The following is a 22831-nucleotide window of genomic DNA, read 5'->3' as shown; positions in this document are numbered from 1 at the left end:
TCAGCATGGCCACCACACCACGCCGGCTGCAGTTCGGCGTCTTCTTCCAGGGCGTGAATTCCGGCACCATCTGGAAGCTGCCCGAGTCCGGCTCGCAAACGGACTTCGAGTCCTTCCGCCGGCTCGCGCAGACCGCCGAGCGCGGCCTGTTCGCCGCCTTCTTCCTCGGGGAGGGCCTGAGGCTGCGCGAGCACTTCGGCCGTCCCCACGAGCTCGATGTCGCGGGCCGCCCGGACGCGCAGACCATGCTCGCGGCGCTGGCCGCGGTCACCAGCCGGATCGGCCTGGTCGCCACCCAGAACACCACCTACAACGACCCGGCCGACCTTGCCCACCGCTTGGCGTCGCTGGACCTGCTGTCCGGCGGGCGCGCCGCCTGGAACGTCGTGACCACGGACAACGCCTGGACCGGGGAGAACTTCCGGCGGGGCGGGTACCTGGACCACGCCGACCGGTACAGGCATGCCGAGGCGTTCATCCGCACGGCGAAGGAAATCTGGGACTCCTGGCACGCTGGCGCGGACGCGCCCGCCGGCCCGGTCCGCCACGAGGGCCGGCACTACACCGTGGACTACAGGCCCCGGCTGCCGCGCAGCCCGCAGCACCGGCCGGTCCTGTTCCAGGCCGGCGACTCCGCCGAGGGCCGGGACTTCGCCGCCCGCCAGGCGGACGTCATCTTCTCCGGCCATCCGGGCTTCGACGACGCCGTGGCGTTCCGGGCGGACATCACCGAGCGCACCCTGCGCGCCGGCAGGCCCGCCGACGCGGTCAGGATCATGCCGGCCAGCGAGTTCATCCTCGGCGCCACCGGCGCCGAGGCGGCCGAGAAGCGGGAGTGGGTCCGCTCGCTCCAGATCGGCCCGCAGCAGGCCATCGCCTACCTCGAGCAGTTCTGGGGCCGGCCGCTGGACGGCTACGACCCCGACGGCCCCCTGCCGGAAATCGGCCCGGCCGTCGAACAGACCTCCGAGACCCGCGGCAGCGGATTCCACGGCGCCAAGGCCGCGGAACTGACCAGCCAGTGGCGCCGGGAGGCCGCCGACAAGGGGCTGAGCATCCTGCAGTTCGTCCGGGCCAAGGCCGGCCGGACGGACGGCTCCTTCGTGGGCTCCTACTCCGAGGTGGCGGACCTGCTGGCCAAGTACGCCCGTGCGGGCGCGGTCGACGGCTTCAATATCTCTCCGTGGCTTATCCCCACCGGTCTCGACGACATCGTCAACCACCTGGTGCCCGAACTGCAGGAACGGGGGATCTACCCGACGGAGTACCGCGGCAGCACGCTGCGCGAAAACCTCGGCCTCGACGTCCCCGGCAGCTCCGAACCATACGACTCCGCCCTCCCGCAGCCCGCCCCGGCCAAAACCGAAAGCGTCCATCCATGAACACCACCTCCACGCCGCCCGCCCGCCGCATCCGCCGGCTCACCCCGCTGATCGGCACCGCCCTCGTCGGCACCTCCCTGCTGGCCCTTGCCGGCTGCGCCGATCCGGACTCCGCCTCGGCGGGCCAGGGCCAGGGGCAGGCCGGAAGTCCGGCGGCGTCATCCTCCGCCGAGGCCTTCAACCTTTCCCCGGAGCAGGACCGCTTCAGCTCGAACGTATCGGCGGAAGCCAAGGCCCTGGTCCCGCAGGAGGTCAACGCCGACGGCAAGCTCACGGTCGCCGTCAGCCCCTTCGCCGCGCCGCTGGCCCTGTACGCCACTGACAACAAGACCCCGGTGGGCAACGAGGTGGACATCGCCTACGCCCTCGCGGAATCCCTGGGACTCGAGGCGCAGATCGTCCCGGTTGCGTGGGCCGACTGGCCGCTGGGCGTCGAGTCGGGCAAGTACGAGGCCGTGCTCAGCAACGTGACCGTCACCGAGGAGCGCAAGCAGAAGTTCGACTTCGCCAGCTACCGCAACGACCTGCTCGGCTTCTACGCGAAATCCGATTCGGCCATCGCCGAGATCAAGAAGGCCAAGGACGTGGCCGGCCTGCGCGTGATCGTCGGCTCCGGCACCAACCAGGAGAAGATCCTGCTGGATTGGGACGCGGAGAACAAGAAGAACGGGCTGGAGGCCGTAGAGTTCCAGTATTACGACGACGATTCGGCCTCCACGCTGGCCATCCAGTCCGGGAGGGCGGACGTCTACTTCGGTCCCAATGCCACCGGCGCCTACAAGGCCAAGGCGGACGGCAAGACCAAGCTGGTGGGCCTCGTGGACGGCGGCTGGCCCAAGAAGGCCAACATCGCGGTGACCACCAAGAAGGGGAACGGCCTGGCCGAAGCGGCCGAGGCGGGCCTGGACCACCTGATCGGAAACGGCGTCTACGCGAAGATCCTGGACCGGTGGGGGCTGGAGACGGAAGCCATTCCGGACTCCGAATTGAATCCGCCCGGCCTGGGTTCCTGAACGCCGCGACCGGCCTGGTTTTCGTGGACCCGACGTCGCCGGCCATGTCCGGCATGTCCCGCGCCGTCCTAGACTGGTAGCGGCACCCGCCGGTCTGCGGGCGCAGGATCAATGTCACGAGGGGGCAAAATCATGCCAGGCGCGGGCGCGGACAGAAATCCGCCGTTCAACGATCCCAAACATCCGGGCTGGTACACGGATCCGCAGGCCGGGCAGCAGCAGGGCCAGCCTGCGCCTCCCGCCGGCCCCTACTCCTACCAGCCCGGCCCCGGCATGCAGCCCGCCCCGCAGCACGACCCGTACGGCGGCCCCGGCTACAGCCAGCCGCCGTACTACCAGCCGGCGCCGCAGCCGAAGGGCCTGAGCATCGGCGCGCTGGTCTGCGGCATCGTCGGCGTGGTGTCCTTCGGCTTCCTCTTCCTGCCGCAGATCGCCGCGATCGTGCTCGGCCACATCGCGCTCGGCCGCGAGCCCGCGGGCCGCGGCATGGCGCTGGGCGGCCTCATCATGGGCTACGTGGTGGTCGGCCTCTGGGCCCTGCTGATCCTCATCGGCGTCCTCGGCGCCATGGCCGAATCCTGACCTTCGGCGGAAACAAGACGGCGGCCCAAACGGAAGACGCGATGCTTCCGGCTTGGACCGCCGTCGTTGGTTGACGCAGAGCAAGGACCTAGCGGACCCCGCCCATGATCTTCTTCATCGCCGGAGCCGCGACGGCCAGGGCGGCGCCGAGGACAATGGCGGTCACGCCGATGAAGCCGAAGTACGGAGCCTCGTTGGCCGGATCGTAGTAGCCCGCGAGGATGCCGGCCAGCGTGGTGCCCAGCGAGATGGAGAGCAGGAACAGCGCCACCATCTGCGTCTTGAAGGCCGCAGGCGCCAGCTTGGTGGAGATGGAGCTGCCGGTCGGGGACAGGAACAGTTCCGCCATCGTGAAGAGGAACAGGATGCCCACCATGGCCAGCAGCGGCGTGCTGTTGGCGCCGCCGCCGGCCAGCGGGATGAACGCCAGGAAGGCCAGGCCCATGATGGCCAGGCCCAGGGCGAACTTCAGCGGCGAACCGGGCTGCTTGGGGCCGAGCTTGGTCCAGATAGCGGCGAAGATGCCCGCGAAAATGATGATGAAGACCGGGTTGATCGACTGCACCCAGGTGGCCGGCATTTCCCAGCCGAACAGGGTGCGGTCCAGCTGCTTGTCCGCGTACAGCGCCACCACGGTGAACTGCTGCTGGAACAGCGCCCAGAACGCGGCGGAGGCGATGAAGAGCGGGATGAACGCGTAGACCCGGCCGCGTTCTACCGGCGTGACCCGCTTGCTGGAGAGGATCACGACGAAGTAGATGGCGGCGGCGATGATCGCCAGCCAGGCCATGATCGGCGCGAGGTTCTCCGCGGTGACCAGGCCCAGGGCCACGGCCAGCACAATAACAACGACGGCGGCAATCGCCACGGCGGCGATCCGGCCGTAGTTGCTGCGCGGCAGGGGATTGGCCACGTGGTGCGACTCCTCCGGCAGGTTCTTGCGGGTCAGCGCGTACTGGCCGAGGCCGATGGCCATGCCGAGGGCGGCCAGGCCGAAGCCGTAGTGGAAGCCGAGGGTGACCTGCGCCAGGCCGGTGAGCAGCGGGCCGATCAGGCCGCCGATGTTGACGCCCATGTAGAAGATGGAGAAGCCGGCATCGCGGCGCTCATCCTTCTCGGCGTACAGCGAGCCGACCAGCGAGGTGGCCGTGGCCTTCAGCCCGCCGGATCCGATGGCCACCAGGATGAGGCCGATGGCGAGGCCGACGGCGCCCGGGACCAGGGCCAGCGCGATGTGGCCGAACATGATCATGATGCCCGAGTAGAAGAGCACCTTCTCCGCACCGAGCAGCCGGTCGGAAATCCACGCGCCGAGGATGCTGGAGAGGTACACACCGCCGCCGTACGCGCCGACCAGTCCAGTGGCCAGGCCCTCGTCCAGCCCGAGGCCGCCTTCGGCCACCGAGTAGTACATGTAGTACAGGAGAATGCCCTGCATTCCGTAGAAGGAGAAGCGCTCCCAGAGTTCCACGGAGAAGAGGTTGGCGAGCATTCGGGGGTGCCCGAAGAACGTCTTGCCTCCCGCGGTTTGTGACACGCGGGTAGACGGGGAAATTTGACTCATTCGATCAATTTTGCCACCGATGTTCATTCATTGTCATATTCTTGGTTGCCCGCGGACACCAGTGCTAGGGAGTCGCCCCTTGTCAGCGCGCTGTTTCGAGCTGCGCGGCGACGGCCAGCAGCTGCGCCTCCGAGCCGGTCCGGCCGATCAGCTGGATGCCCATCGAGAGCCCTGCCGGGGTGGTGAGCACGGGCACGGTGATTGCCGGAAGCCCGCACACGTTGACCATGGAGCTGTAGGGCGAGTACTGGCACTGGCGCATGTAGTCCACCTCGGCGGTCTGCTCGGTGTACCAGCCGACGGGACGTGGAGTCATCGCCAGGGCGGGCGTCAGCACCAGGTCGAACCGCGAGTACTGCGCGACCGTGTCCTCCTGGAATTTAGCGAGGACGGCGAGGGCCTGGTCCAGGTCGGCCGGGCTCCGTCCCAGGGCGCGACGGCGGAAGGCGCGGGTTAGCGGCATGAGCTGCGGTTCGTGGCTGGCCGGGATCCGCAGGTGGGCCAGGCCGGAGGTCCACGCCGTCGTGAAGGCCTCGGGGTAGCGGTTGTCATAGCGGAAATCCGTGTCCAGCACGTCGTGGCCCAGCCCGGCCAGCAGGGCGGCGCCCCGGTCGAAGGCGGCCTGGGCTTCCGGTTCGAGCCAGAGCGGATAGCGGGTGGCGAAGGGCGAGAGGGTGCTCGCCCCGATCCGGAATCGTCCCTCGGCCCGGCGGGCGGCGCCGATGAAGTCCGGTTCCGGGCCGAACTGGGCGCGGGCCAGCGGCTCGTCCACCATCGCGTCGAGCAGCAGCCCGGCGTCCTCGGCCGTGCGCGCCAGGGGCCCGGCGACCACCAGCCGCCCCGGATCGTCCCCTGAGGAGCCGGCCGGCACCCGGGCACGGCCCGGCTTGAGGCCCACCAGCCCCGTGGCGGCGGCGGGAATCCGGATCGAGCCACCCCCGTCCGAGCCGGGCGCAAAGGGCAGCATGCCGGCGGCGACGGCGGCCGCACTGCCGCCCGAGGATCCGCCGGCGCTGGTGCCCGGTGCCAGCGGATTGCGGGCCGGCGGGGCCACCCGGTTCTCGCTGTAGGAGGTCAGGCCGAATTCCGGCACCTGAGTCTTGCCCAGGCTGATCGCGCCGGCCCGCTCCAGCACCTCCACCAAGGTGTGGTTGGAGGCCGCCGCCGCATGCTCCACGGCGCAGCTTCCGTGCGTCGTCTTCACGCCGGCCACGTCCGTCAGGTCCTTGAAGGCCAGCGGCAGCCCGTGCAGCGGCCGCAGCTGACCGCCGTGCGCCTGGAACTCGTCCGCGGCCCGCGCCCGGTCGAGCGCCTTCTCGGCCGTGACAGTGATGAAGGAGCCCAGCTCGGGATTGAGCGACTCGATCCGGGCCAGGTAGTGCTCGGTGAGTTCGCGGGCGCCGACCTCGCCGCGGCGGACCGCTTGCCGCTGCTCCACAGCCGTGAGTTCGTACAGGTCAGACATCTCGGTTACCTCAGTTGCCGGGTTCCGGGTGGCGGCGGAAGACCAGCGCCACCGCCCGCAGGGACAGGACGAAGCCGGCGAACAGCAGGGTGTAGCCGAAGAACGCGTGCATCCGTACATTGTCGGTCAGCATCGGACCGGTGTCGCTGGCAATCAGGATGATGGCGCCCAGCGTCGCGGCGCTGGCCAGCAGGGCCACCACCACCTGCTGGACGAGGGTGTCCAGGAAGTGCCGGTCCCGGTTGTCGGCCAGCATCCGGATGTTCATCGAAAAGCGGCCCTGCTCCAGGTCCTCGGTCAGCTTGTTCAGCCGCCGGGGCATCCGCTCCAGCAGCGGCAGCAGCTGGAGGGCCCGGCTCTCGAACTGGTCCTTCAGGTTGCCCGGCCGGAACTGGTGGGCCATCATGCGCTTGCCCTCCGCGCGCGCCGCCGCAACGACGTCGAACCCCGGGCACACCTGCCCCAGTGTCCCTTCAAGCGCCGCCAGCGCACGGAAGGCCGCCGCGATCTGCGGCGGCACCGCGAACCCGTGCTGCACCAGCAGGTTCAGCAGCACCGTGAACATGCTGCGGCTGCCGAGCCCGCCGAAGCCCGTCCGGTACCGCGTCAGCAGCTGGCCGACGCCGCGCTCCAGCGCCCGCTCATTGAGCTCCTCGGGACGGTCGAGCAGCTCGATCAGCGCGTCCGTCGCGGAGACGCTGTCGTCCTTCTCCACCGCGTAGAGCAGCGTGCCGAGCGAATGCCGGGTCGAAGGGTCCAGGCGCCCCACGGAACCGAAGTCCAGAAGCCCGATGCCGCCGTCGTTACGCAGGAAAATGTTGCCCGGGTGCAGGTCCGCGTGGAAGACCCCGGAATCGACAATCTGGGTCAGCGTCGCCGACAGCAGCTTCGTCGCCACCTCGTGCCGGCGTTCCTCGGTCATGCCGGACAGGACGCTCCGGGCATGCGAAATCGGCCGCCCCTCCAGCTTGTCCATCACCAGCAGCCGGCTGCCGGAGAACTCTTCGTACGCGTGCGGCACGTGGACATCCGCAATACCGGCCTCCGCCAGCGACGCGTCGACGCTGCGCATGTTCTCCAGCTCCACGTGGTAGTTGAGCTCCTCGCGCAGTGAGGCGGCGAAGCCCTCGGCCAGGCTCTTGACGCCGATGGTGCGCGCCCACGGCGCCGAGCGGTCCAGCCAGTGCGCCATCCGCAGCACGATGTCCATGTCCCGGCGCACCTGCCGCAGCGCCACCGGCCGCTGCACCTTCAGCACCACGACCTGGCCGGACAGCAGGCTGCCCTCGTGGACCTGGGCGACCGAGGCCGAGGCGAGGGGCTCGGGATTGACCCAGGCGAAGACCTCGTTCAGGTCGCGGCCCAGGTAGGTCCGGATCGCCGGCTCGATGGCCGACCAAGGTTCAGGCTCCGCATGCGTCTGCAGCTTCGAGAGCTCCCGGATGTAGGGCTCGGAGAGCAGGTCCCGGCGCGTGGACAGCATCTGGCCCAGCTTCACAAAGGTCACGCCCGCCTCGTTCAGCGCCAGGCGCAGGTGGAGCGCCGTCTCCTCCTCGTTCTCGTGCCGCCAGTTGCGGTTCAGTCCGCGCAGTTGCGATCCGAGGCCGTGCCGCACCGCGATGCCGATCACCTCCGCGTAGCGCCGGGTCCGCTGCCGCCGTGCGCTCCAGCCGCGGAAGAAGCTGCTCAGCTTCGGCAGCGAGCCGGTGGGGACGGCGACTTCCAGCCCCACGAGGATCGCGACGCCGAGGGCGAACACCCAGACCACGGCCAGGGTGAGGAACATGAGTACGACGGCGGCCGGCACCTTGAGGGCCGATCCGTCCACTCCGCCGAGGTCCGCGCTGGTGGCCAGGTACTGTGCCATGACGCCGAAGGAGACGATCATCAGGACGCCGACCGCGATCGAGCGCGGCCAGCCCACGGGGACGCCGAGTACGCGGCGGACGATCATGGCCAACAACCACGCGAGCACCAGCACGATTAGCGCCGAGGCCACTAACAGTGCGCCGTTCCCCAGGCCGGCGAGGCCGCTATTCAGCGCGTGCAGATCCATCGATCCCCCTCGGTAGGCAGTTTCCCGCTTCCCAGGCCTGCCCCCATTTCGTTGCTAGCCCAGATACCGGGCCTCGATCGGCTCCTCGTGCGCCACGGCCTCGGGACCGTCTCCGGCCTTCGCCGTCACGCGGTAGGCCAGCTTGCCAGGAACCTCGGTGACCGCCTCGGCGAGGACGGTGCCCCGGTACACCAGCCCGACGCCGTCGTCCGTGCAGTGCGTTTCGCCCAAGGTACCGTCCGCCACGAGCCGGTGGACGAGGGGCCGGCGGCGGGGCTCGGAGTCGTAGTGGACGCCGTTGTCGTAGGGCAGCAGCGCCAGGCCGTTCGTGACGGCGCGCAGCTCGGGCCCGAAGGAATCCGTGGTGCCGCCGCGGAACCAGCAGATCGAGCCCGCCGAGACGCCGGCCAGGACGACTCCGGCCTCCCAGACCCGGCGGAAGATCCGATCCAGCCCGTGGACCCGCCAGACCGCGAGCAGGTTGGCCACGGATCCTCCGTTGACCCAGACCACGTCCTGCTCCAGCAGGTGCCCTTCCATGTCGTCGAGGTTGGGCATACTGAACAGGTTCAGGTGCGAGAGGTCGAACCCGGAGACCCGGGCCGCCTCGTCCAGTTCCGCGGCATACCAGCGCTGGTCCCCGCCGGCGGTGCCGAGATGCGTGATCCGCGGGGCGCGGCCGGTGGAGCCGGAGAGCTCCACGGCATGGTGGACCAGGTGGTTGAACTCCAGTCGGGTGCGTCCCCCGGACTTGTAGCCACCGGACGTGGCGAGGATCGTGGGGTGGTCGGCAGCCATCGGTACCTCTGTCTTCGTAAGGTGCAGGGCGTGCTCCCACTATAGGCTGGAGGCGGCGGCAGATCGCCAGCCTAATCTGGGATGTTGCGGAGGGACTCCATGACCGAGATCGAGAACGTGGACGTGGAAAGCATCGGCGCCGAGGCCAAGGTGCTCGACGTCCGCGAAGACTACGAATGGGAAGCCGGGCACATCGAGGGCGCCCTGCACATCCCGATGAACGACCTGCCCGAACGGGTCGAAGAGCTGGATCCGGACGAGGACGTCTACGTCATCTGCCGCAGCGGCGGCCGCTCCTTCCGCGTCGCCCAGTGGCTCGTGGGGAACGGCTACTCCGCCATGAATGTCTCCGGCGGCATGGGTGCCTGGCTGGAAGCCGGCAAGCCGATGGTGGCGGACAACGGACTGGAGCCCACGGTCAAATAATGGGCTCGACCTACACCTATCTGGGCCCCGAGGGGACCTTCACCGAGGCGGCGCTGCTACAGGTCGCGGGTGCGGAGGACGCGGAACGGCTCCCGGCCGGCAGCGTGGACTCGGCCCTCGAACTGGTGCGGGCCGGGCGTGCCGCGGCCGCCATGGTTCCCATCGAGAACTCGGTGGAAGGCGGGGTAAGCGCCACCCTCGACGCGATCGCCACCGGCGGGCCGCTGATGATTCTGGGGGAGCAGCTCGTGCCCATCCGCTTCGTCATCGGCGCCAAGCCGGGGCTGGGGCTCTCAGACATCAGGCGCGTTTCAACGCATTCGCACGCCTGGGCCCAGTGCAGGCAGTGGAGCAGCGGCAATATTCCCGACGCGGAATATCTGCCGGCCTCGTCCACCGCGGCTGCCGCAGTCGGCCTGCTGGATGCCAACTGCCCGTATGACGCCGCCATCTGTGCGCCGCTCGTCGCGGAGCAGCGCGGACTGAACGTTCTGGCCGAGGACATCGGCGACGTCGAGGATGCCGTCACGCGCTTCATCCTGGTCGGGCTCCCCGGGGCCCTGCCCGCACCGACCGGGTCGGACAAGACGACGCTGGTCGTGCCGCTGTCCGAGGACCATCCGGGCGCGCTCATGGGCATCCTGGAGCAGTTCGCCAGCCGCGGCGTCAACCTCAGCCGGATCGAATCCCGCCCCACGGGCCAGTTCCTGGGGGACTACTTCTTCAGCATCGATATCGACGGGCACCTCGCGGAGGAGCGCGTGGCCGATGCCGTGCGCGGCTTGCACAGGCTCAGTCCCGGCCTGCGGTTCCTCGGCTCCTTTCCCCGGGCGGACCGGCGCGGTTCGGGCGTTCCCGCGGACAACGAGGACGAAGCATTCCGCAAGGCGCATGAATGGGTGGCACGGCTTCTCGAGCCTGCCTAGCCGGCGACGTCCCCGCTCGTTGAGCCCGTTCCCGCCGCGGACTTACATCCAGCTCCGTTGCTCAGTAGGCTGATCATTACTGACCCCGAGCAACCGAACGGAAGGGTGCATGATGACCGATCGCAAAGATGATGTCAGCGATGATGGCCGCGAGGAGCACTACGACGAGCAGCTCCAGCAGACGGCCAGCGAGTCCCGCTCGGGCGATGCGGGCGACCTGGGCAACGACCTGCGGTTCGCGGAGGAGCAGGAGCTGATCAAACAGCAGAGCCACGGCGAATTCCCGGAGCCCCAGGGCGAAGGCCTGGACGACCGCCTCGAGGACGTTCCCGGGCTGGACGAGGAGCGCGCCGCTACGGACGTTCCCGGCGACGAACTGCGCAACACGAACGAGGCCGACGCCAGCGACGATCCCTACAACCTCGGCGGGCAGGACACCTGAGACCTCCCGCGCCAGCCGGACGGCAGCCCCGGGTCCCTTCGGGGGCGGCCCGGGGCTGCCGCCGCTAAAAGGGACCTAGAACTCTTCGGCTTCGTACGGGTAGGCGGTCGCCTGGATGGCCTCGAGCGTACCCGGATGGACCCGCACCGCCAGCGCCCCGGGCTGCACCTCCACGGTGAGCGAGGTGACGTCGCCGGAGAGGTCGCCGTCCAGCTGGGTGCCCATCGGTTCATGCGCGATGACCCGGACCTTGCGGCCGCGGTGGAATTCGATGACCGGAATCGGAAGGCTGTGCCGAAGCAGGGTCTTCGCGGCGATACGGACCCAGCCGAAAGTGTTGCGCGGGCTCATCACCACGATGTCGAGTTCGCCGTCGTCGATGTTGGCTTCCGGAATGAAGTCGATGCCGGCGGGCAGCTTGCCGCAGTTGGCGAACAGGATGCTGCGGATGCTCACGGTGTGCGCCGGGCCGTCGTCGATGCTGATCCGGACCTTCTTGCGCTTGCCCGGGAGGTTGCGGACGCCCGCCTCCGAGTAGGCGAGCCAGCCGAACTTCCTCTTGAGGTCGTCCTTGGTGTCGGCGAGTACCTGCGCGTCCAGTCCGATGCCCGCGATCACCAGGAACGTGTCCTGCGTGCTCGTCCCGGTCCGCGAGTTCTCCAGGGTGATGGTGGCCGTGTCGATGCGCCGGGCCTGCCCGTGCAGCGCGGTGGCGATGTTGGCCTCCAGGTTGCCCGGGTCCATGCCGAGGTTGCGGGCGAGCAGGTTGCCGGTGCCGAGCGGAACAAGGCCGAACGGAACGTCCGTCCCGGCCAGTTCGCCGGTGACGACCCGGACGGTGCCGTCCCCGCCGCCGGCCAGGACGACGTCGGCCCCCGCGTCGAGCGCGCGCCGGGTCTGCGAGTGGCCCGGGTCCTCCATGGTGGTTTCCAGGATGAGCGGCTCCGGCCACCCGGCCGCCCGGCAGGCCTCGCCCAGTTTTGTGCGCGCGGCGTCGGCCGAGTTCTTGATCGGATTGAGGATGAAGGCGACCTTCTGCGGGGTGCTGCCTCCGTCCTCCGGTGGCGCCGGGAGCACCTTGGAGGAGCCCGGGGCCAGGCGGCGCGCACCGAGCCAGCTGGCGAGAATGACCACTACCGCAATCACGACGACGAGGCCGATCATCCACTGGGTGTCCATGATGCTCCTAGGATAGCGGCCGCAACTGTCCGCCTTGCTCGCCGCTCGGCGGCGGTTGTTCGGTACCCTTAGCAGGTGATCGATGTCAATGAACTCCGCGCCAATCCCGAGGTTTTCCGAGCGTCGCAGCGAGCCCGCGGCGCCGATGAGTCCCTGATCGATGCCATCGTGTCGGCGGATGCGTCCCGGCGCGAAGCCATCACGCGCTACGAGTCCCTGCGCGCCGAGCAGAACGCCTTCGGCAAGAGGGTCGCACAGGCCAAAGGCGAAGAAAAGCAGGCCCTGCTCGCCGAAGTGAAGGAGCTGGCCGCTTCGGTCAAGGCGGCGCAGGCCGATTCCGAGGCCGCCCAGGCAACCCAGGACGCCTTGGTCCGCAGCATCCCCAACGTGGTCGAGGAGGGCGTGCCCGCAGGAGGCGAGGACGACTTCGAGGTCATCAAGACGGTAGGGACGCCGCGCGATTTCTCCGGCGACGGCTTCGAGCCGCGGGACCACCTGGAGATCGGCGAGCTGATCGGCGCCATCGACATGGAACGCGGCGCCAAGGTGTCCGGCGCCCGCTTCTATTTCCTCAAGGGCATGGGCGCCCGGCTGGAACTGGCCCTGCTGAATATGGCGATGGACCAGGCGGTGGCCGCCGGCTTCACCCCCATGATCACGCCGACCCTGGTGCGTCCCGAGACGATGCAGGGCACGGGCTTCGATGTGGCGCACGACGCCGAGATCTACCGTTTGGCGGACGACGACCTCTACCTCGTGGGCACCTCCGAGGTCCCGCTCGCCGGCTACCACGCCGACGAGATCCTCGACCTTTCCGGCGGCCCGCTGCGCTACGCCGGCTGGTCGTCCTGCTACCGGCGTGAGGCCGGTTCGCACGGCAAGGACACCCGCGGCATCATCCGCGTCCACCAGTTCAACAAGGTGGAGATGTTCACCTACACCACGGTCGAGGAGGCCGCCAAGGAGCACGAGCGGCTGCTCGCCTGGGAGGAGGAAATGCTCGCCAAGGCCGAGCTGCCCTACCGCGTGATCCACACGGCTGCCGGCGACCTGGGAACCTCCGCCGCCCGCAAGTACGACTGCGAGGCCTGGGTCCCGACGCAGAACGCCTACCGGGAGCTGACCTCTACCTCCAACTGCACGACCTTCCAGGCCCGCCGCCTGAACGTGCGCGAGCGGTTGAGCGGCGAGGAGAAGAAGGGCACGCGTACGGTTGCCACGCTCAACGGCACCCTGGCGACCACGCGCTGGATCGTCGCGATCCTGGAGCACCACCAGAACGCCGACGGTTCGGTCACCGTGCCGGCCGCGCTCCGCCCGTACCTGGGCGGCCTGGAAGTGATCCCGGTCCTCAAGTAGGGCCGGGCGGGGCGGGTTTCCGGTATGGCCAGGGTTCACCGAGGGTTCACGCAGTGTGACCCATTCCCTACCCTGCCGTAGGGTGCGTCTGGTTCACTTGATCCATGACAACTACAGCTGATAAAGCAACTGCCGGCAGCGAAGACCGGCAAGCAGAAGGAAACCGCCCCGCCCGGATTTCGACCGAAGAGCGCCGCCTGGTGGCGCTGGACGTGGACGGAACCCTGGTGAACCATGACGGGCACATGAGCCCGGCCGTACGCGAGGCCGCACAGTCCGTGGTGGACGCGGGCCACGAAGTCGTCGTCTCCACCGGCCGGTCGCTTGGGGCCACGCTGCCCATCATCGAGCTGATCGGCCTGACCAAGGGCTACGCCGTCTGCTCGAACGGCGCCGTGACCCTGCGGGTCGATGCCGGCCTCGAGGACGGCTACGAGGTGATCGACCGCGTGACCTTCAACCCCGGACCGGCGCTCCGGGCGCTGCGGAGCAAGCTGCCCACGGCAAAGTTCGCGCTGGAAGACGACGAGGGCAGCTTCCTCTCCACCGAGCGCTTCCAGGACCCCAGCTTCGGCGTCGAGGCGGACGGCGTGGATTTCGAAACCATGCTTGAAGCCACCGCGGTCCGCGTTGTCGTGTTCAGCACCGAGAACACGCCCGAGGAATTCAAGGAAGCCATCGACGAGGCCGGCCTGCACGGGGTCACCTACTCCGTCGGCTGGACGGCGTGGCTCGACATCGCCGCCAACGGCGTGACCAAGGCCAGCGCCCTCGAAACCCTGCGCCGCAAGCTGGAGATCGACCCTGCCCAGACAGTGGCCATGGGGGACGGCCGGAACGACATCGAGATGCTCGACTGGGCCGCCCGCGCGATCGCCATGGGGCAGGCGCCCGAGGAGGTCGCCGCCGTCGCCCATGAGGTTACCGGCACCGTGGAAGAAGACGGCGCCGTCCCGGTGCTGCGCAGCCTGGTGGCGTAGCGCCGGGCCTGCCCTCGGTGCCGCCTGCCCGCTTTGGCTAGGCGGTGCTGATGCCGAACAGGCCGATGACCAGCGCCATGACCAGGAACGTTACGAGTTCGTGGGCGCAGTTCAGCACGGTCAGGCCGGCGGGACGGCCCTCGAAGGCGTCGTGGGTGATGAACCGGGCTGCCGTGAAGCCGCCCCACAGGATCAGCGCGGTCAGCACGGAGTTCCACAGGAAACTGCCGCCGTAGAAGTTCTGGGCGATAGCGGCTGCGCCCGCCAGCACCCAGGCGCTGACGAAGCTCACGATCAGCGTCAGGATGATCGGCCGGACGGCATCCTTGGCGCCGCCCGGGGAGACGTTGGCGGTCTTCATCCAGTAGTTGCCGAAGACCTTGGGCATGTACCAGATGGAGCCGACCACCATCGTGGAGACGGCCGCGACCACCACCGCCCAGACGTTGATTTCGGGAACCATTACCAACTCCTTGCCTTGTGGGACCTGTGTCGGAGTCTAGACGAGGGGGCGGATCAGCGGTACGGCAGCGCCGCCGGGGGCAGCGACTTCGGTCCGTAGACCAGGTCCAGCAGGCGGGCGGCGGCCGGGCGGCAGGCCCACTCCTCGGCCCAGTGCGAGCGGACCACGGCCTTGCTGACGGCCTGGGTCGTGATGCCCAGGACCTCGGCGATCAGCTTCTGCTGGCCGCGCGCGCCGGGGGTCAGCAGGTCCAGCACCTTCCACTCCGCCTCGGTGCGGGTGGCGACAATCTGGCCGATCAGCCGGAGCACGGCCTCGGCCTCGGCGGCCACCTCGGCGTCGGGGCCCTCGACGGCCAGCGGGACCCGTTCGCCGGTCTTCCGGGCCCGGTCCACTGCGCGCCGGGCGTAGACCAGGCCGAAACCCTCGGCCTGGCCGATCTCCTCCGGCAACGGCTGGTGGATTTCGCCAACGCCGATCCCCACGTGCCAGCGCCGGTTCCGCAGCGCGATCAGCGCGGCATCGATCGCCGTCTTCGCGTCCTCGACGACGCCGATCGCTTCATCCCCGACGGAGCGCTGGAAGCCGATCGCGGCGGGCAGGTGCCGCAGCGCCTTGGTCAGCTCCGGCACAAGGTCGCCGACTTCCCGCGAATCACGCTGGTTGATGGTCAGCACGTACATGCCACCAGTATGACCAACGCCCGGGCCCAATCAACTGATTTCGGTTGTTGTCCGCGCGTGTGGAGGAAAACGAAAGGCGGCCCGGGCTCGCTGGCCCGGACCGCCGTCGTCGTTGTTCTGCCGTTAGAGCGTGCGGCCCTGCGCCTCGCTGCCAGCGGCGGTTCCGCCGTCCACGTCGCGGCCCTGCGGCTCGTCAGCCGCGGACTCCTCGCCCAGCGCGGCGAAGCGCTTGATGGACGCCTCGAGCTCGGCCTCTGCGGCGGCGCGGTCGGACCAGCCCTCCGCCTTGACCCACTTGCCCGGCTCCAGGTCCTTGTAGCGGGTGAAGAAGTGCTCGATCTCCTTGACCAGGAACTCCGGCACGTCGGAGAGCTCCTGGATGTGGTCGAAACGCTTGTCGGCCGGGACGCACAGGACCTTGGCGTCGCCGCCGCCGTCGTCCGTCATGTTGAAGACGGCGATCGGGCGGGACTCGACCAGCACGCCCGGCAGCAGGTCGAAGTCCTGCAGCATGACCAGGGCGTCCAGCGGATCCCCGTCCTCGCCGAGGGTGTCCTCGAAGTAGCCATAGTGGGTGGGGTACTGCATCGAGGTGAAGAGCACCCGGTCCAGCCGCAGGCGGTGGGTCTCGTGGTCGATCTCGTACTTGACGCGTGATCCCTTGGGGATTTCGATCGTCACATCGTGCTGCATGGCAGGCTCCTTGGAATACGGTGACATTGCTGTAAAGGCGTGGGCGCGGTGGACGGTCCGTGGTGCCGCGCCGGTCTAGGCTTAACGATATAGCTCCCCAAGCAGCGGTCCGTCATTTGGCCTTGCTGTGCTACGGCGAACCGACGCAGGGGTGCTGGTTTGTCTTGCGGGAAGCCGGGGGGAGGGGATCAATGGGCCGTAGGTGGCGTGCGCTCACTTCGCTGCTGCTGGCGGCCGCGTTTGCCGTGCTCGCCGTGCCCCTCGGGCTGAACCTGGCGCGAGCCGTCGAATGGCCGCAGGCCGGCCCGCAGCCGGTGATCAGCACGCCGTCCGCCCAGCAGGAGCCGCGCGCGCTCTCCGCGGCGCCGCTCCTCGCGCCGGACCGCCCGGCGGCGCCGGCCGTTGACGCGAAGGCGCTCGACAAGGCGCTGGATGGGGCGCTGGAGTACGACGGCGAGGGAGACGTGACGGCAATCGTCACCGAGGCGTCCACCGGGAAAGTGGTCTACGACCGCGGAGGCTCCGAACCCCGGATCCCGGCGTCCAACATGAAGCTGCTGACCGCTGCCGCCGCCCTCTCCACGATGGGGGCGGACACGCGCTTCAGCACCGAGGTCGTCCGCGGCAGTTCGCCCGGTGCCGTTGTGCTGCGCGGCGGGGGCGACGCCCTGCTCGGCGCGGGGGAATCCCAGCCGGGCGAGGTTCGCGGGCGGGCCGGACTAAAGACCCTGGCCGCGGCTGCGGCGAAACAGATCGACATGGGTGAATACAGCGGCGATCTCACGGTGCAGCTGGATGATTCGCTGTTCGCCGGTCCGGCCATCAGCCCGGCGTGGGCGCCCGAGGACGTCCAGGCCGGCGAGATCGGGCCGGTCCACGCCCTGGCCCTCAATGGCGGGCGGGAGCGCGCCGACGGCACGGGCGCATACGCGGCGGATCCTGCGCTGGCCGCCGCGGCCGCCTTCCGGGACGCGTTGGCCGACGCCGTGGCCGACCGCGGCATCGAGGTCGCCCCGGACGTGGTGCGCGGCCGCGCCACCGAGCAGGCTCCGGTGCTGGCCGCCGTCGAGTCCGCGACGGTGGCCGCGCAGGCCAACTACCTGCTGCTGCATTCGGACAACTACGTCGCGGAAGTCATGGCGCGCAACCTGGCGCTGGCGAGCGGCAAGCCCGGCTCCTTCGGCGGCGGCACCGAGGCCATCAAGGAGGCGCTGGGCCAGCTGGAGATTCCGATGGACGGGCTGCTGATCACGGACGCCTCCGGCCTCTCGCTGGGCGACCGGGTCTCCGCCGCCCAGATCGCCGCCGTCGTCCGGGAGATCACGAACGGAGAGAACCCGGATCTCCGGGCCGCGCTGGACGGCCTGCCGGTCGCGGGACTGAACGGGACCCTGAGCCAGAGGTTCACCGGGGAAGCCGCGGCGGGCGCGGGGCTGGTCAGGGCCAAGACCGGGACGCTCAACGCGGTGACGTCGCTGGGCGGCTACGCAGTATCTCCCGAAGGGCATATGTTCGTTTTCGCCTTCGTGGCCAACGGCCTGCAGGGTCCCGCCGAGCCCGCCCGGGAGGCCCTGGACCGCGCCGCCGCCGTCCTGGCGGGCTGCGGCTGCCGGTAAGGATGCCCGCCGGGGAATGGTTCACCGCTGGGCGAACGGCCGGTGACCGCGGCGGCCTTCCTGTGATCTGATGGGGTGCATGGAGACTCCTGCGTCCGTATCCGAAAATCCGCCCCGGCTGGTCAACTGGGAGCTGGCCGCTACCACCGCGGCCAAGCTGACGCCGGCGGGACCCAAACTTTCCGCCGCGCAGATCCGTGCCGCCGTCGCCAACCTGCGCGAACTGGCGGACGTATCGGTGGAGCACGTGCACCGGATCACCGGCCTGGACGCCGCCCGTGACCTGCGCGACTCCCAGGTGCTGGTGGTGGACCGCGCGGAATGGTCCAAGGCCAACGCCCGCAGCTTCGAGGCACTGCTGCAGCCGGCACTGGAAGAGCTGGCGCGCAAGAAGCCCGAACAGCTCAAGAGCGCCGCCACCTCCGTCGGCAGCACGCTGACCGGCACGCAGATGGGGGCGATCCTGTCCTTCCTCTCCAGCAAAGTGCTCGGCCAGTACGATCCCTTCTGCGCGCTGCTGCCCGGCGGGCCTGCGGGCGGGCGGCTGCTGCTCGTGGCGCCGAACGTGATCTCCGTGGAGCAGGAACTGAACGTGGAGCCTGCGGACTTCCGGCTCTGGGTCTGCCTGCACGAGCAGACGCACCGGGTGCAGTTCGCCGCGGCTCCGTGGCTGCGCGACCATATGATGCAGCAGATCGGCCTGCTGTCCTCCGGGCTGGTGGCCAAGGCGGACACTTTCGCCGAGCGGCTGCAGCAGGCGGCGCGGGCCGTGGTGGCCGGCGGCAAGGACGCGCTGCAGGGGGCCAGGAACGACGCCGGCAGCCCGGACAGCGCGGTGGTCGCCGGCGGTGCGGGCACCCTCATCGACCTCTTCCAGGATCCCGAGGACAAGGCCATCTTCTCGCACCTGACCGCCGTCATGAGCCTGCTTGAGGGCCATGCCAACGTGGTGATGGACGCGGTGGATTCCTCCGTCGTCCCCACGGTCAAGACCATCCGGCAGCGCTTCAACGCCCGCAGCAAGAGCAGGGGCGCGGTCGAGAACCTGATACGCCGGCTGCTCGGGCTGGACGCGAAGGCCCGCCAGTACACGGACGGCGCCAGGTTCGTCCGGGCGGTGGTGGACCAGATCGGCATGGAGGGCTTCAACCAGGTCTGGCAGCGCGAGGAGAACCTGCCGACCGAGGATGAGATCCACAACCCGGACCGCTGGATCAGCCGCATGGACCAAAGCCGCCCATGAGCGGTGCCGCTACGGAGGCTCCCCGGCGCAGGCCGCGGCTCCACCCGCTGGTCGGCACCGCGCGCAACCACATCCGCTCGGCCCTGGAACTGCTGGAGCCACAGGAAGCGGACCAGGCTGAGCGGCCTGCCCCGCCGCTGCTGCTCGTGGCATGCAGCGGCGGCCCCGATTCGCTGGCGCTGGCGGCGGTGGCCGCCTACTTCGCCCGCCCCCTGCGGGACGGGACACAGCTGTGGCGGGTGGGCGCCGTCGTCGTTGACCACGGATTGCAGCCGGGGAGCGCGGACATTGCCCGCCGGGCTGCCTCCCAGGCGAGCGCGCTGGGACTGGATCCCGTGCTGGTGCGCCGGGTGGAGGTCGATCGGCCGGGCATGGGCCCCGAGGCTGCGGCCCGCACGGCGCGCTACGAGGCCCTGGACCGGGCGGCCGAGGAGGCCGGCGCGGCGGCCGTCCTGCTCGGGCACACCCTCGATGACCAGGCCGAACAGGTGCTGCTCGGCCTCGGCCGCGGTTCGGGAACGCGGTCCCTCGCCGGCATGCCGGCCCGCCGCGGCAAGTACCTGCGCCCCTTCCTGGGCCTGCGCCGCCGTGACACCGAGGAGCTCTGCGCCCTGGCGGGACTCGAACCGTGGCACGATCCCACCAACCGGGACCCGAAGTTCCTGCGCTCTAGGGTCCGGACCGAGGTGCTGCCCTTCCTGGAAGACCGGCTGGGCCCCGGCGTCGCCGAGGCGCTCTGGCGGACCGGGCGGATCCTGCGCCAGGACGCCGACTGCCTCGAGGAGCTCGCGGAGCGGGAGTACCAGCGGTTGCACACCGTGACCGAATCCGGCATCGAACTGGACCGGGAGGGGCTGGCGGTCCTGCCGGAAGCGATGAAGCAGCGGGTCATCGCGCGTGCCGCAGCCCAGCTCGGCGGGGAGAACCCGAGCTATGAAAGGCTGCTCGCGGCGGAAGCGCTGCTGCGGCGGAAGGGGTCGGCCGGACCGGTGCAGCTGGCCGGCAAAGTCAACGTGTACCGCAAGGTTCGCGGCGGCAAGTTTGCACAAGACGAGCGCGGCTATGGCAATCTTGTTTTTAGAGCAACTGGCCCCTAGCCAGTGTCACCACATCTTAGTAATGGGAGTATCCGGTGGATTCGAACGACGTCCAGGCTGACCTCAAGCACGTCCTCTACACCAAGGAACAGATCCAGCAGCGCGTCGGCGAACTCGCCGCGCAGATCGACAAGGACTATGAGGGCCGCGACCTGCTGATCGTCGGGGTGCTCAAGGGTGCGGTCATGGTCATGGCTGACCTGGCGCGCGCCCTGCACAGCCACGTCAAGATGGACTGGATGGCCGTGTCCTCCTACGGCTCCGGCACCCAGTCCTCCGGCGTGGTCCGGATCCTGAAGGACCTGGAGACGGACCTGATGGGCAAGCACGTGCTCATCGTCGAGGACATCATCGATTCCGGCCTGACCCTGTCCTGGCTGAAGACCAACCTCCTCTCGCGCGGACCGGCGTCGGTGGAAATCTGCACCTTGCTGCGCAAGCCGGATGCCGCCAAGGTCGAGATCGACGTGAAGTACGTCGGCTACGAGATCCCCAACGAATTCGTGGTCGGCTACGGGCTGGACTTCGCGGAGAGATACCGCAACCTGGACTTCATCGGCACGCTGGCGCCGCACGTCTACGAGTAGGACCCCGGGGAACCCCGGCGAAGGCCATCGGGAGCCTTAGGGAAAACAACGGCAGGCGAAACGCGGGCAAATGCTTGCTTGTACGCCGAGAGGGAACTATTCTTCCCCGCCGTGCGTGATTCACCTCGGACGGGTGTATAGCTAGACGCGTCACACCACGCGCAGAACAGCAGGAGGGACGGGCCCAGTGCCCTTAGTCGCATGAAATTGAAGAACATTTTCAAGGGGCCGATCATTTGGATCGTGCTGGTTCTGGCCATCCTGCTGATCGCCGTGCCGAACCTCGCCGGCCCGCAGTCCGAGCGCGTGGACACGAGCGTCGGCCTGCAGTTGCTCCGCGAGAACAAGGCGGAGCAGGCGCGGATTAACGACGGTGCCCAGAGCGTCGAGCTGACCCTGCGCGATGACTTCGTCCAGGACGACGTCAACAAGGGCCGCAGCATCACCTTCTTCTACAGCACGGACCGCGGTCCGGACATCGTGCAGGCCATCAACGCCTCCAAGGTTGATACCTTCACGGACCAGCCTGTGGAGAACAACTGGTTCATGAGCTTCGTCAGCCTGATCCTGCCCATCCTGATCATCGGCCTGATCTTCTGGTTCCTGCTCTCGCGCATGCAGGGCGGCGGCTCCAAGGTCATGCAGTTCGGCAAGTCCAAGGCCAAGCTGATCTCCAAGGACATGCCCCAGGTCACCTTCGCGGACGTGGCCGGCACGGACGAGGCCGTCGAGGAACTGCACGAGATCAAGGAATTCCTGCAGGAGCCCGGCAAGTTCCAGGCGCTCGGCGCCAAGATCCCCAAGGGCGTTCTGCTGTACGGCCCTCCCGGCACCGGCAAGACTCTGCTGGCCCGCGCCGTTGCGGGCGAGGCGGGAGTGCCGTTCTACTCGATTTCCGGTTCGGACTTCGTCGAAATGTTCGTCGGCGTCGGCGCGTCCCGCGTCCGCGACCTGTTCGAGCAGGCCAAGAACAACGCACCGGCCATCATCTTCGTTGACGAGATCGACGCCGTCGGCCGCCACCGCGGCGCCGGTGTCGGTGGCGGCAATGACGAGCGCGAGCAGACGCTGAATCAGCTGCTCGTCGAAATGGATGGCTTCGACGTCAAGACCAACGTCATCCTGATTGCCGCTACCAACCGCCCGGACGTCCTGGACCCCGCGCTGCTGCGTCCGGGCCGCTTCGACCGCCAGATCGCGGTGGAGGCGCCGGACCTCGACGGCCGGCACCAGATCCTGCAGGTCCACGCCGCCGGCAAGCCGATGGCTCCGGATGTCGACCTCCGTGCCCTGGCCAAGCGCGCCCCCGGTTTCACCGGCGCGGACCTGGCCAACGTGCTGAACGAGGCCGCGCTGCTGACCGCGCGCTCCAACGCCCAGCTGATCGACGACCGCGCCCTGGACGAGGCGATCGACCGCGTGATGGCCGGTCCGCAGAAGCGCTCCCGCGTGATGAAGGAACATGAGCGGAAGATCACGGCCTACCACGAGGGCGGCCACGCCCTGGTCGCCGCGGCCCTGCGCTACACCGCCCCGGTCACCAAGGTCACCATCCTCCCGCGCGGCCGGGCCCTGGGCTACACCATGGTGGTCCCCGAGGATGACAAGTACTCGGTGACCCGCAACGAACTGCTGGACCAGCTGGCCTACGCCATGGGCGGCCGCGTCGCGGAGGAGATCGTCTTCCACGACCCCTCCACCGGCGCCTCGAACGACATCGAGAAGGCCACCGGCACGGCCCGCAAGATGGTCACCCAGTACGGCATGAGCGAACGCGTCGGCGCGGTCAAGCTCGGCCAGGGTGGCGGCGAGCCGTTCCTGGGCCGCGACATGTCGCACGAGCGCAACTACTCGGACCACGTCGCCTTCGTGGTGGACGAGGAAGTGCGCCGGCTGATCGACACCGCCCACGACGAGGCCTACGCCGTCCTGACCGAGAACCGCGACGTGCTGGACCGCCTGGCCCTGGCACTGCTGGAACGCGAGACGCTGAACCAGCGCGAGATCGCGGAGGTCTTCGCGGACATCCGCAAGCGCGAATACCGCGACGTCTGGCTCTCCAAGGAGACCCGGCCGGTCCACGACATTCCGCCGGTGGTAAGCCCGAAGGAGCGCGCCGAGGCCGCGGCACGGCGGAACGGCAGTGACGAGGAAGAGGGCCACTCCTCGGTAATCGTGGACCCGGAGCCCGGCACCCCGCAGCTGCCCGGGGAGAATCCCCCGGTGCCCGGTCCCGGCACCCCGGGGGCGGGACCCGGCGGAGTCAGCGGCTAGGAT

Annotated in this window: 21 protein-coding genes; 13 read left to right on the top strand and 8 right to left on the bottom strand. The window is 69.1% G+C overall.

Annotation, left to right across the window (positions count from 1 at the left end; translation table 11 throughout):
- Positions 1-5: 5 nt before the first annotated feature.
- The 3 genes from OC550_RS13115 (at position 6) to OC550_RS13105 (ending at position 2977) form a co-directional block, all read left to right on the top strand.
- Positions 6-1382, top strand: a complete 1377-nt coding sequence (locus OC550_RS13115; RefSeq protein ID WP_262106200.1) for an NtaA/DmoA family FMN-dependent monooxygenase — start codon at positions 6-8, stop codon at positions 1380-1382.
- Positions 1379-2395 carry an ABC transporter substrate-binding protein gene (locus OC550_RS13110; protein WP_262106199.1) on the top strand — a complete coding sequence of 339 codons (1017 nt, stop codon included), beginning with the start codon at positions 1379-1381 and terminating at the stop codon, positions 2393-2395. Before OC550_RS13115 ends, OC550_RS13110 begins: the two co-directional genes overlap by 4 nt.
- 132 nt (positions 2396-2527) lie before the next feature.
- Entirely contained in the window at positions 2528-2977 is a 450-nt protein-coding gene (locus tag OC550_RS13105; RefSeq protein ID WP_262106198.1) for a DUF4190 domain-containing protein, read from the top strand.
- Between the two features lie 88 nt (positions 2978-3065).
- Here OC550_RS13105 and OC550_RS13100 read toward each other — a convergent pair whose 3' ends face one another.
- The 4 genes from OC550_RS13100 to OC550_RS13085 all read right to left on the bottom strand — a co-directional run bounded on the left by OC550_RS13100 (position 3066) and on the right by OC550_RS13085 (position 8860).
- A complete protein-coding gene (locus OC550_RS13100) occupies positions 3066-4541 on the bottom strand; it encodes a peptide MFS transporter (protein ID WP_262106197.1) in 1476 nt (491 codons plus the stop codon).
- Between the two features lie 82 nt (positions 4542-4623).
- Positions 4624-6006, bottom strand: coding sequence for an amidase (locus OC550_RS13095; RefSeq protein ID WP_262106196.1), 1383 nt, complete (start codon positions 6004-6006; stop codon positions 4624-4626).
- A 10-nt stretch (positions 6007-6016) separates the two neighbouring features.
- Entirely contained in the window at positions 6017-8062 is a 2046-nt protein-coding gene (locus tag OC550_RS13090; RefSeq protein WP_262106195.1) for an AarF/UbiB family protein, read from the bottom strand.
- Positions 8063-8116: 54 nt separating this feature from the next.
- Positions 8117-8860 carry a peptidase E gene (locus OC550_RS13085; RefSeq protein ID WP_262106194.1) on the bottom strand — a complete coding sequence of 248 codons (744 nt, stop codon included), beginning with the start codon at positions 8858-8860 and terminating at the stop codon, positions 8117-8119.
- Positions 8861-8959: 99 nt separating this feature from the next.
- On the opposite strand from OC550_RS13085, the gene OC550_RS13080 reads away from it, so the two are divergent.
- The 3 genes from OC550_RS13080 to OC550_RS13070 all read left to right on the top strand — a co-directional run bounded on the left by OC550_RS13080 (position 8960) and on the right by OC550_RS13070 (position 10654).
- Positions 8960-9286 carry a rhodanese-like domain-containing protein gene (locus OC550_RS13080; RefSeq protein WP_262106193.1) on the top strand — a complete coding sequence of 109 codons (327 nt, stop codon included), beginning with the start codon at positions 8960-8962 and terminating at the stop codon, positions 9284-9286.
- Positions 9286-10212 carry a prephenate dehydratase gene (gene pheA / locus OC550_RS13075; protein ID WP_262106192.1) on the top strand — a complete coding sequence of 309 codons (927 nt, stop codon included), beginning with the start codon at positions 9286-9288 and terminating at the stop codon, positions 10210-10212. The genes OC550_RS13080 and pheA overlap by 1 nt, the downstream gene beginning before the upstream one ends.
- Positions 10213-10324: 112 nt before the next feature.
- Positions 10325-10654 carry a hypothetical protein gene (locus OC550_RS13070; protein WP_262106191.1) on the top strand — a complete coding sequence of 110 codons (330 nt, stop codon included), beginning with the start codon at positions 10325-10327 and terminating at the stop codon, positions 10652-10654.
- Positions 10655-10729: 75 nt separating this feature from the next.
- Here the strand turns inward: OC550_RS13070 and OC550_RS13065 are convergent, their stop codons facing one another.
- A complete protein-coding gene (locus tag OC550_RS13065; RefSeq protein ID WP_262106190.1) occupies positions 10730-11833 on the bottom strand; it encodes a diacylglycerol kinase family protein in 1104 nt (367 codons plus the stop codon).
- Positions 11834-11908: 75 nt separating this feature from the next.
- Between OC550_RS13065 and serS the strand changes: the two genes are divergently transcribed.
- A complete protein-coding gene (gene serS / locus OC550_RS13060) occupies positions 11909-13192 on the top strand; it encodes a serine--tRNA ligase (protein WP_262106189.1) in 1284 nt (427 codons plus the stop codon).
- A 104-nt stretch (positions 13193-13296) separates the two neighbouring features.
- A complete protein-coding gene (locus OC550_RS13055; RefSeq protein ID WP_262106188.1) occupies positions 13297-14172 on the top strand; it encodes an HAD family hydrolase in 876 nt (291 codons plus the stop codon).
- Between the two features lie 37 nt (positions 14173-14209).
- Here OC550_RS13055 and OC550_RS13050 read toward each other — a convergent pair whose 3' ends face one another.
- The 3 genes from OC550_RS13050 to OC550_RS13040 form a co-directional block, all read right to left on the bottom strand.
- Positions 14210-14635, bottom strand: coding sequence for a DUF1761 domain-containing protein (locus tag OC550_RS13050; RefSeq protein WP_262106187.1), 426 nt, complete (start codon positions 14633-14635; stop codon positions 14210-14212).
- Positions 14636-14688: 53 nt separating this feature from the next.
- Positions 14689-15318, bottom strand: a complete 630-nt coding sequence (locus tag OC550_RS13045; RefSeq protein ID WP_262106186.1) for a hypothetical protein — start codon at positions 15316-15318, stop codon at positions 14689-14691.
- Between the two features lie 123 nt (positions 15319-15441).
- Complete coding sequence (locus OC550_RS13040; protein WP_262106185.1) at positions 15442-16011, bottom strand: inorganic diphosphatase; 570 nt, start codon at positions 16009-16011, stop codon at positions 15442-15444.
- A gap of 191 nt (positions 16012-16202) precedes the next feature.
- Here OC550_RS13040 and dacB point away from each other — a divergent pair, with 191 nt between their 5' ends.
- The 5 genes from dacB to ftsH all read left to right on the top strand — a co-directional run bounded on the left by dacB (position 16203) and on the right by ftsH (position 22828).
- The gene (gene dacB / locus OC550_RS13035; RefSeq protein WP_262106184.1) at positions 16203-17627 is read left to right on the top strand and encodes a D-alanyl-D-alanine carboxypeptidase/D-alanyl-D-alanine-endopeptidase; all 1425 of its coding nucleotides are present in this window, start codon (positions 16203-16205) and stop codon (positions 17625-17627) included.
- A gap of 79 nt (positions 17628-17706) precedes the next feature.
- A complete protein-coding gene (locus tag OC550_RS13030; protein ID WP_262106183.1) occupies positions 17707-18870 on the top strand; it encodes a zinc-dependent metalloprotease in 1164 nt (387 codons plus the stop codon).
- On the top strand, positions 18867-19967 hold the full coding sequence (gene tilS, locus OC550_RS13025) for a tRNA lysidine(34) synthetase TilS (protein ID WP_262106182.1): 1101 nt from the start codon (positions 18867-18869) through the stop codon (positions 19965-19967). Before OC550_RS13030 ends, tilS begins: the two co-directional genes overlap by 4 nt.
- 35 nt (positions 19968-20002) lie before the next feature.
- Positions 20003-20554 (top strand): hypoxanthine phosphoribosyltransferase, encoded by a 552-nt coding sequence (hpt, locus tag OC550_RS13020; RefSeq protein ID WP_262106181.1) that lies wholly within the window; start codon positions 20003-20005, stop codon positions 20552-20554.
- Between the two features lie 201 nt (positions 20555-20755).
- On the top strand, positions 20756-22828 hold the full coding sequence (gene ftsH, locus OC550_RS13015; protein ID WP_262106180.1) for an ATP-dependent zinc metalloprotease FtsH: 2073 nt from the start codon (positions 20756-20758) through the stop codon (positions 22826-22828).
- Positions 22829-22831 lie beyond the last annotated feature (3 nt).

The sequence above is a fragment of the Arthrobacter sp. Marseille-P9274 genome, from assembly GCF_946892675.1.
In the GTDB taxonomy this organism is placed as follows: Bacteria; Actinomycetota; Actinomycetes; order Actinomycetales; family Micrococcaceae; genus Crystallibacter.
The sequence above is the reverse complement of the archived record's forward strand: the minus strand, read 5'-3'. Positions and strand labels throughout refer to the sequence as shown.

What these genes read in the sequence shown, in the direction of transcription:
- OC550_RS13105 (WP_262106198.1), top strand. Translation starts at nt 2,528, where the DNA reads ATGCCAGGCGCGGGCGCGGACAGAAATCCGCCGTTCAACGATCCCAAA.
- OC550_RS13055 (WP_262106188.1), top strand. Translation starts at nt 13,297, where the DNA reads ATGACAACTACAGCTGATAAAGCAACTGCCGGCAGCGAAGACCGGCAA.
- OC550_RS13030 (WP_262106183.1), top strand. Translation starts at nt 17,707, where the DNA reads ATGGAGACTCCTGCGTCCGTATCCGAAAATCCGCCCCGGCTGGTCAAC.
- dacB (WP_262106184.1), top strand. Translation starts at nt 16,203, where the DNA reads ATGGGCCGTAGGTGGCGTGCGCTCACTTCGCTGCTGCTGGCGGCCGCG.
- OC550_RS13090 (WP_262106195.1), bottom strand. Translation starts at nt 8,062, where the DNA reads ATGGATCTGCACGCGCTGAATAGCGGCCTCGCCGGCCTGGGGAACGGC.
- OC550_RS13070 (WP_262106191.1), top strand. Translation starts at nt 10,325, where the DNA reads ATGACCGATCGCAAAGATGATGTCAGCGATGATGGCCGCGAGGAGCAC.
- OC550_RS13080 (WP_262106193.1), top strand. Translation starts at nt 8,960, where the DNA reads ATGACCGAGATCGAGAACGTGGACGTGGAAAGCATCGGCGCCGAGGCC.
- pheA (WP_262106192.1), top strand. Translation starts at nt 9,286, where the DNA reads ATGGGCTCGACCTACACCTATCTGGGCCCCGAGGGGACCTTCACCGAG.
- OC550_RS13040 (WP_262106185.1), bottom strand. Translation starts at nt 16,011, where the DNA reads ATGCAGCACGATGTGACGATCGAAATCCCCAAGGGATCACGCGTCAAG.
- tilS (WP_262106182.1), top strand. Translation starts at nt 18,867, where the DNA reads ATGAGCGGTGCCGCTACGGAGGCTCCCCGGCGCAGGCCGCGGCTCCAC.
- ftsH (WP_262106180.1), top strand. Translation starts at nt 20,756, where the DNA reads ATGAAATTGAAGAACATTTTCAAGGGGCCGATCATTTGGATCGTGCTG.
- OC550_RS13050 (WP_262106187.1), bottom strand. Translation starts at nt 14,635, where the DNA reads ATGGTTCCCGAAATCAACGTCTGGGCGGTGGTGGTCGCGGCCGTCTCC.
- OC550_RS13065 (WP_262106190.1), bottom strand. Translation starts at nt 11,833, where the DNA reads ATGGACACCCAGTGGATGATCGGCCTCGTCGTCGTGATTGCGGTAGTG.
- OC550_RS13115 (WP_262106200.1), top strand. Translation starts at nt 6, where the DNA reads ATGGCCACCACACCACGCCGGCTGCAGTTCGGCGTCTTCTTCCAGGGC.
- OC550_RS13095 (WP_262106196.1), bottom strand. Translation starts at nt 6,006, where the DNA reads ATGTCTGACCTGTACGAACTCACGGCTGTGGAGCAGCGGCAAGCGGTC.
- OC550_RS13045 (WP_262106186.1), bottom strand. Translation starts at nt 15,318, where the DNA reads ATGTACGTGCTGACCATCAACCAGCGTGATTCGCGGGAAGTCGGCGAC.
- OC550_RS13085 (WP_262106194.1), bottom strand. Translation starts at nt 8,860, where the DNA reads ATGGCTGCCGACCACCCCACGATCCTCGCCACGTCCGGTGGCTACAAG.
- OC550_RS13100 (WP_262106197.1), bottom strand. Translation starts at nt 4,541, where the DNA reads ATGAGTCAAATTTCCCCGTCTACCCGCGTGTCACAAACCGCGGGAGGC.
- OC550_RS13110 (WP_262106199.1), top strand. Translation starts at nt 1,379, where the DNA reads ATGAACACCACCTCCACGCCGCCCGCCCGCCGCATCCGCCGGCTCACC.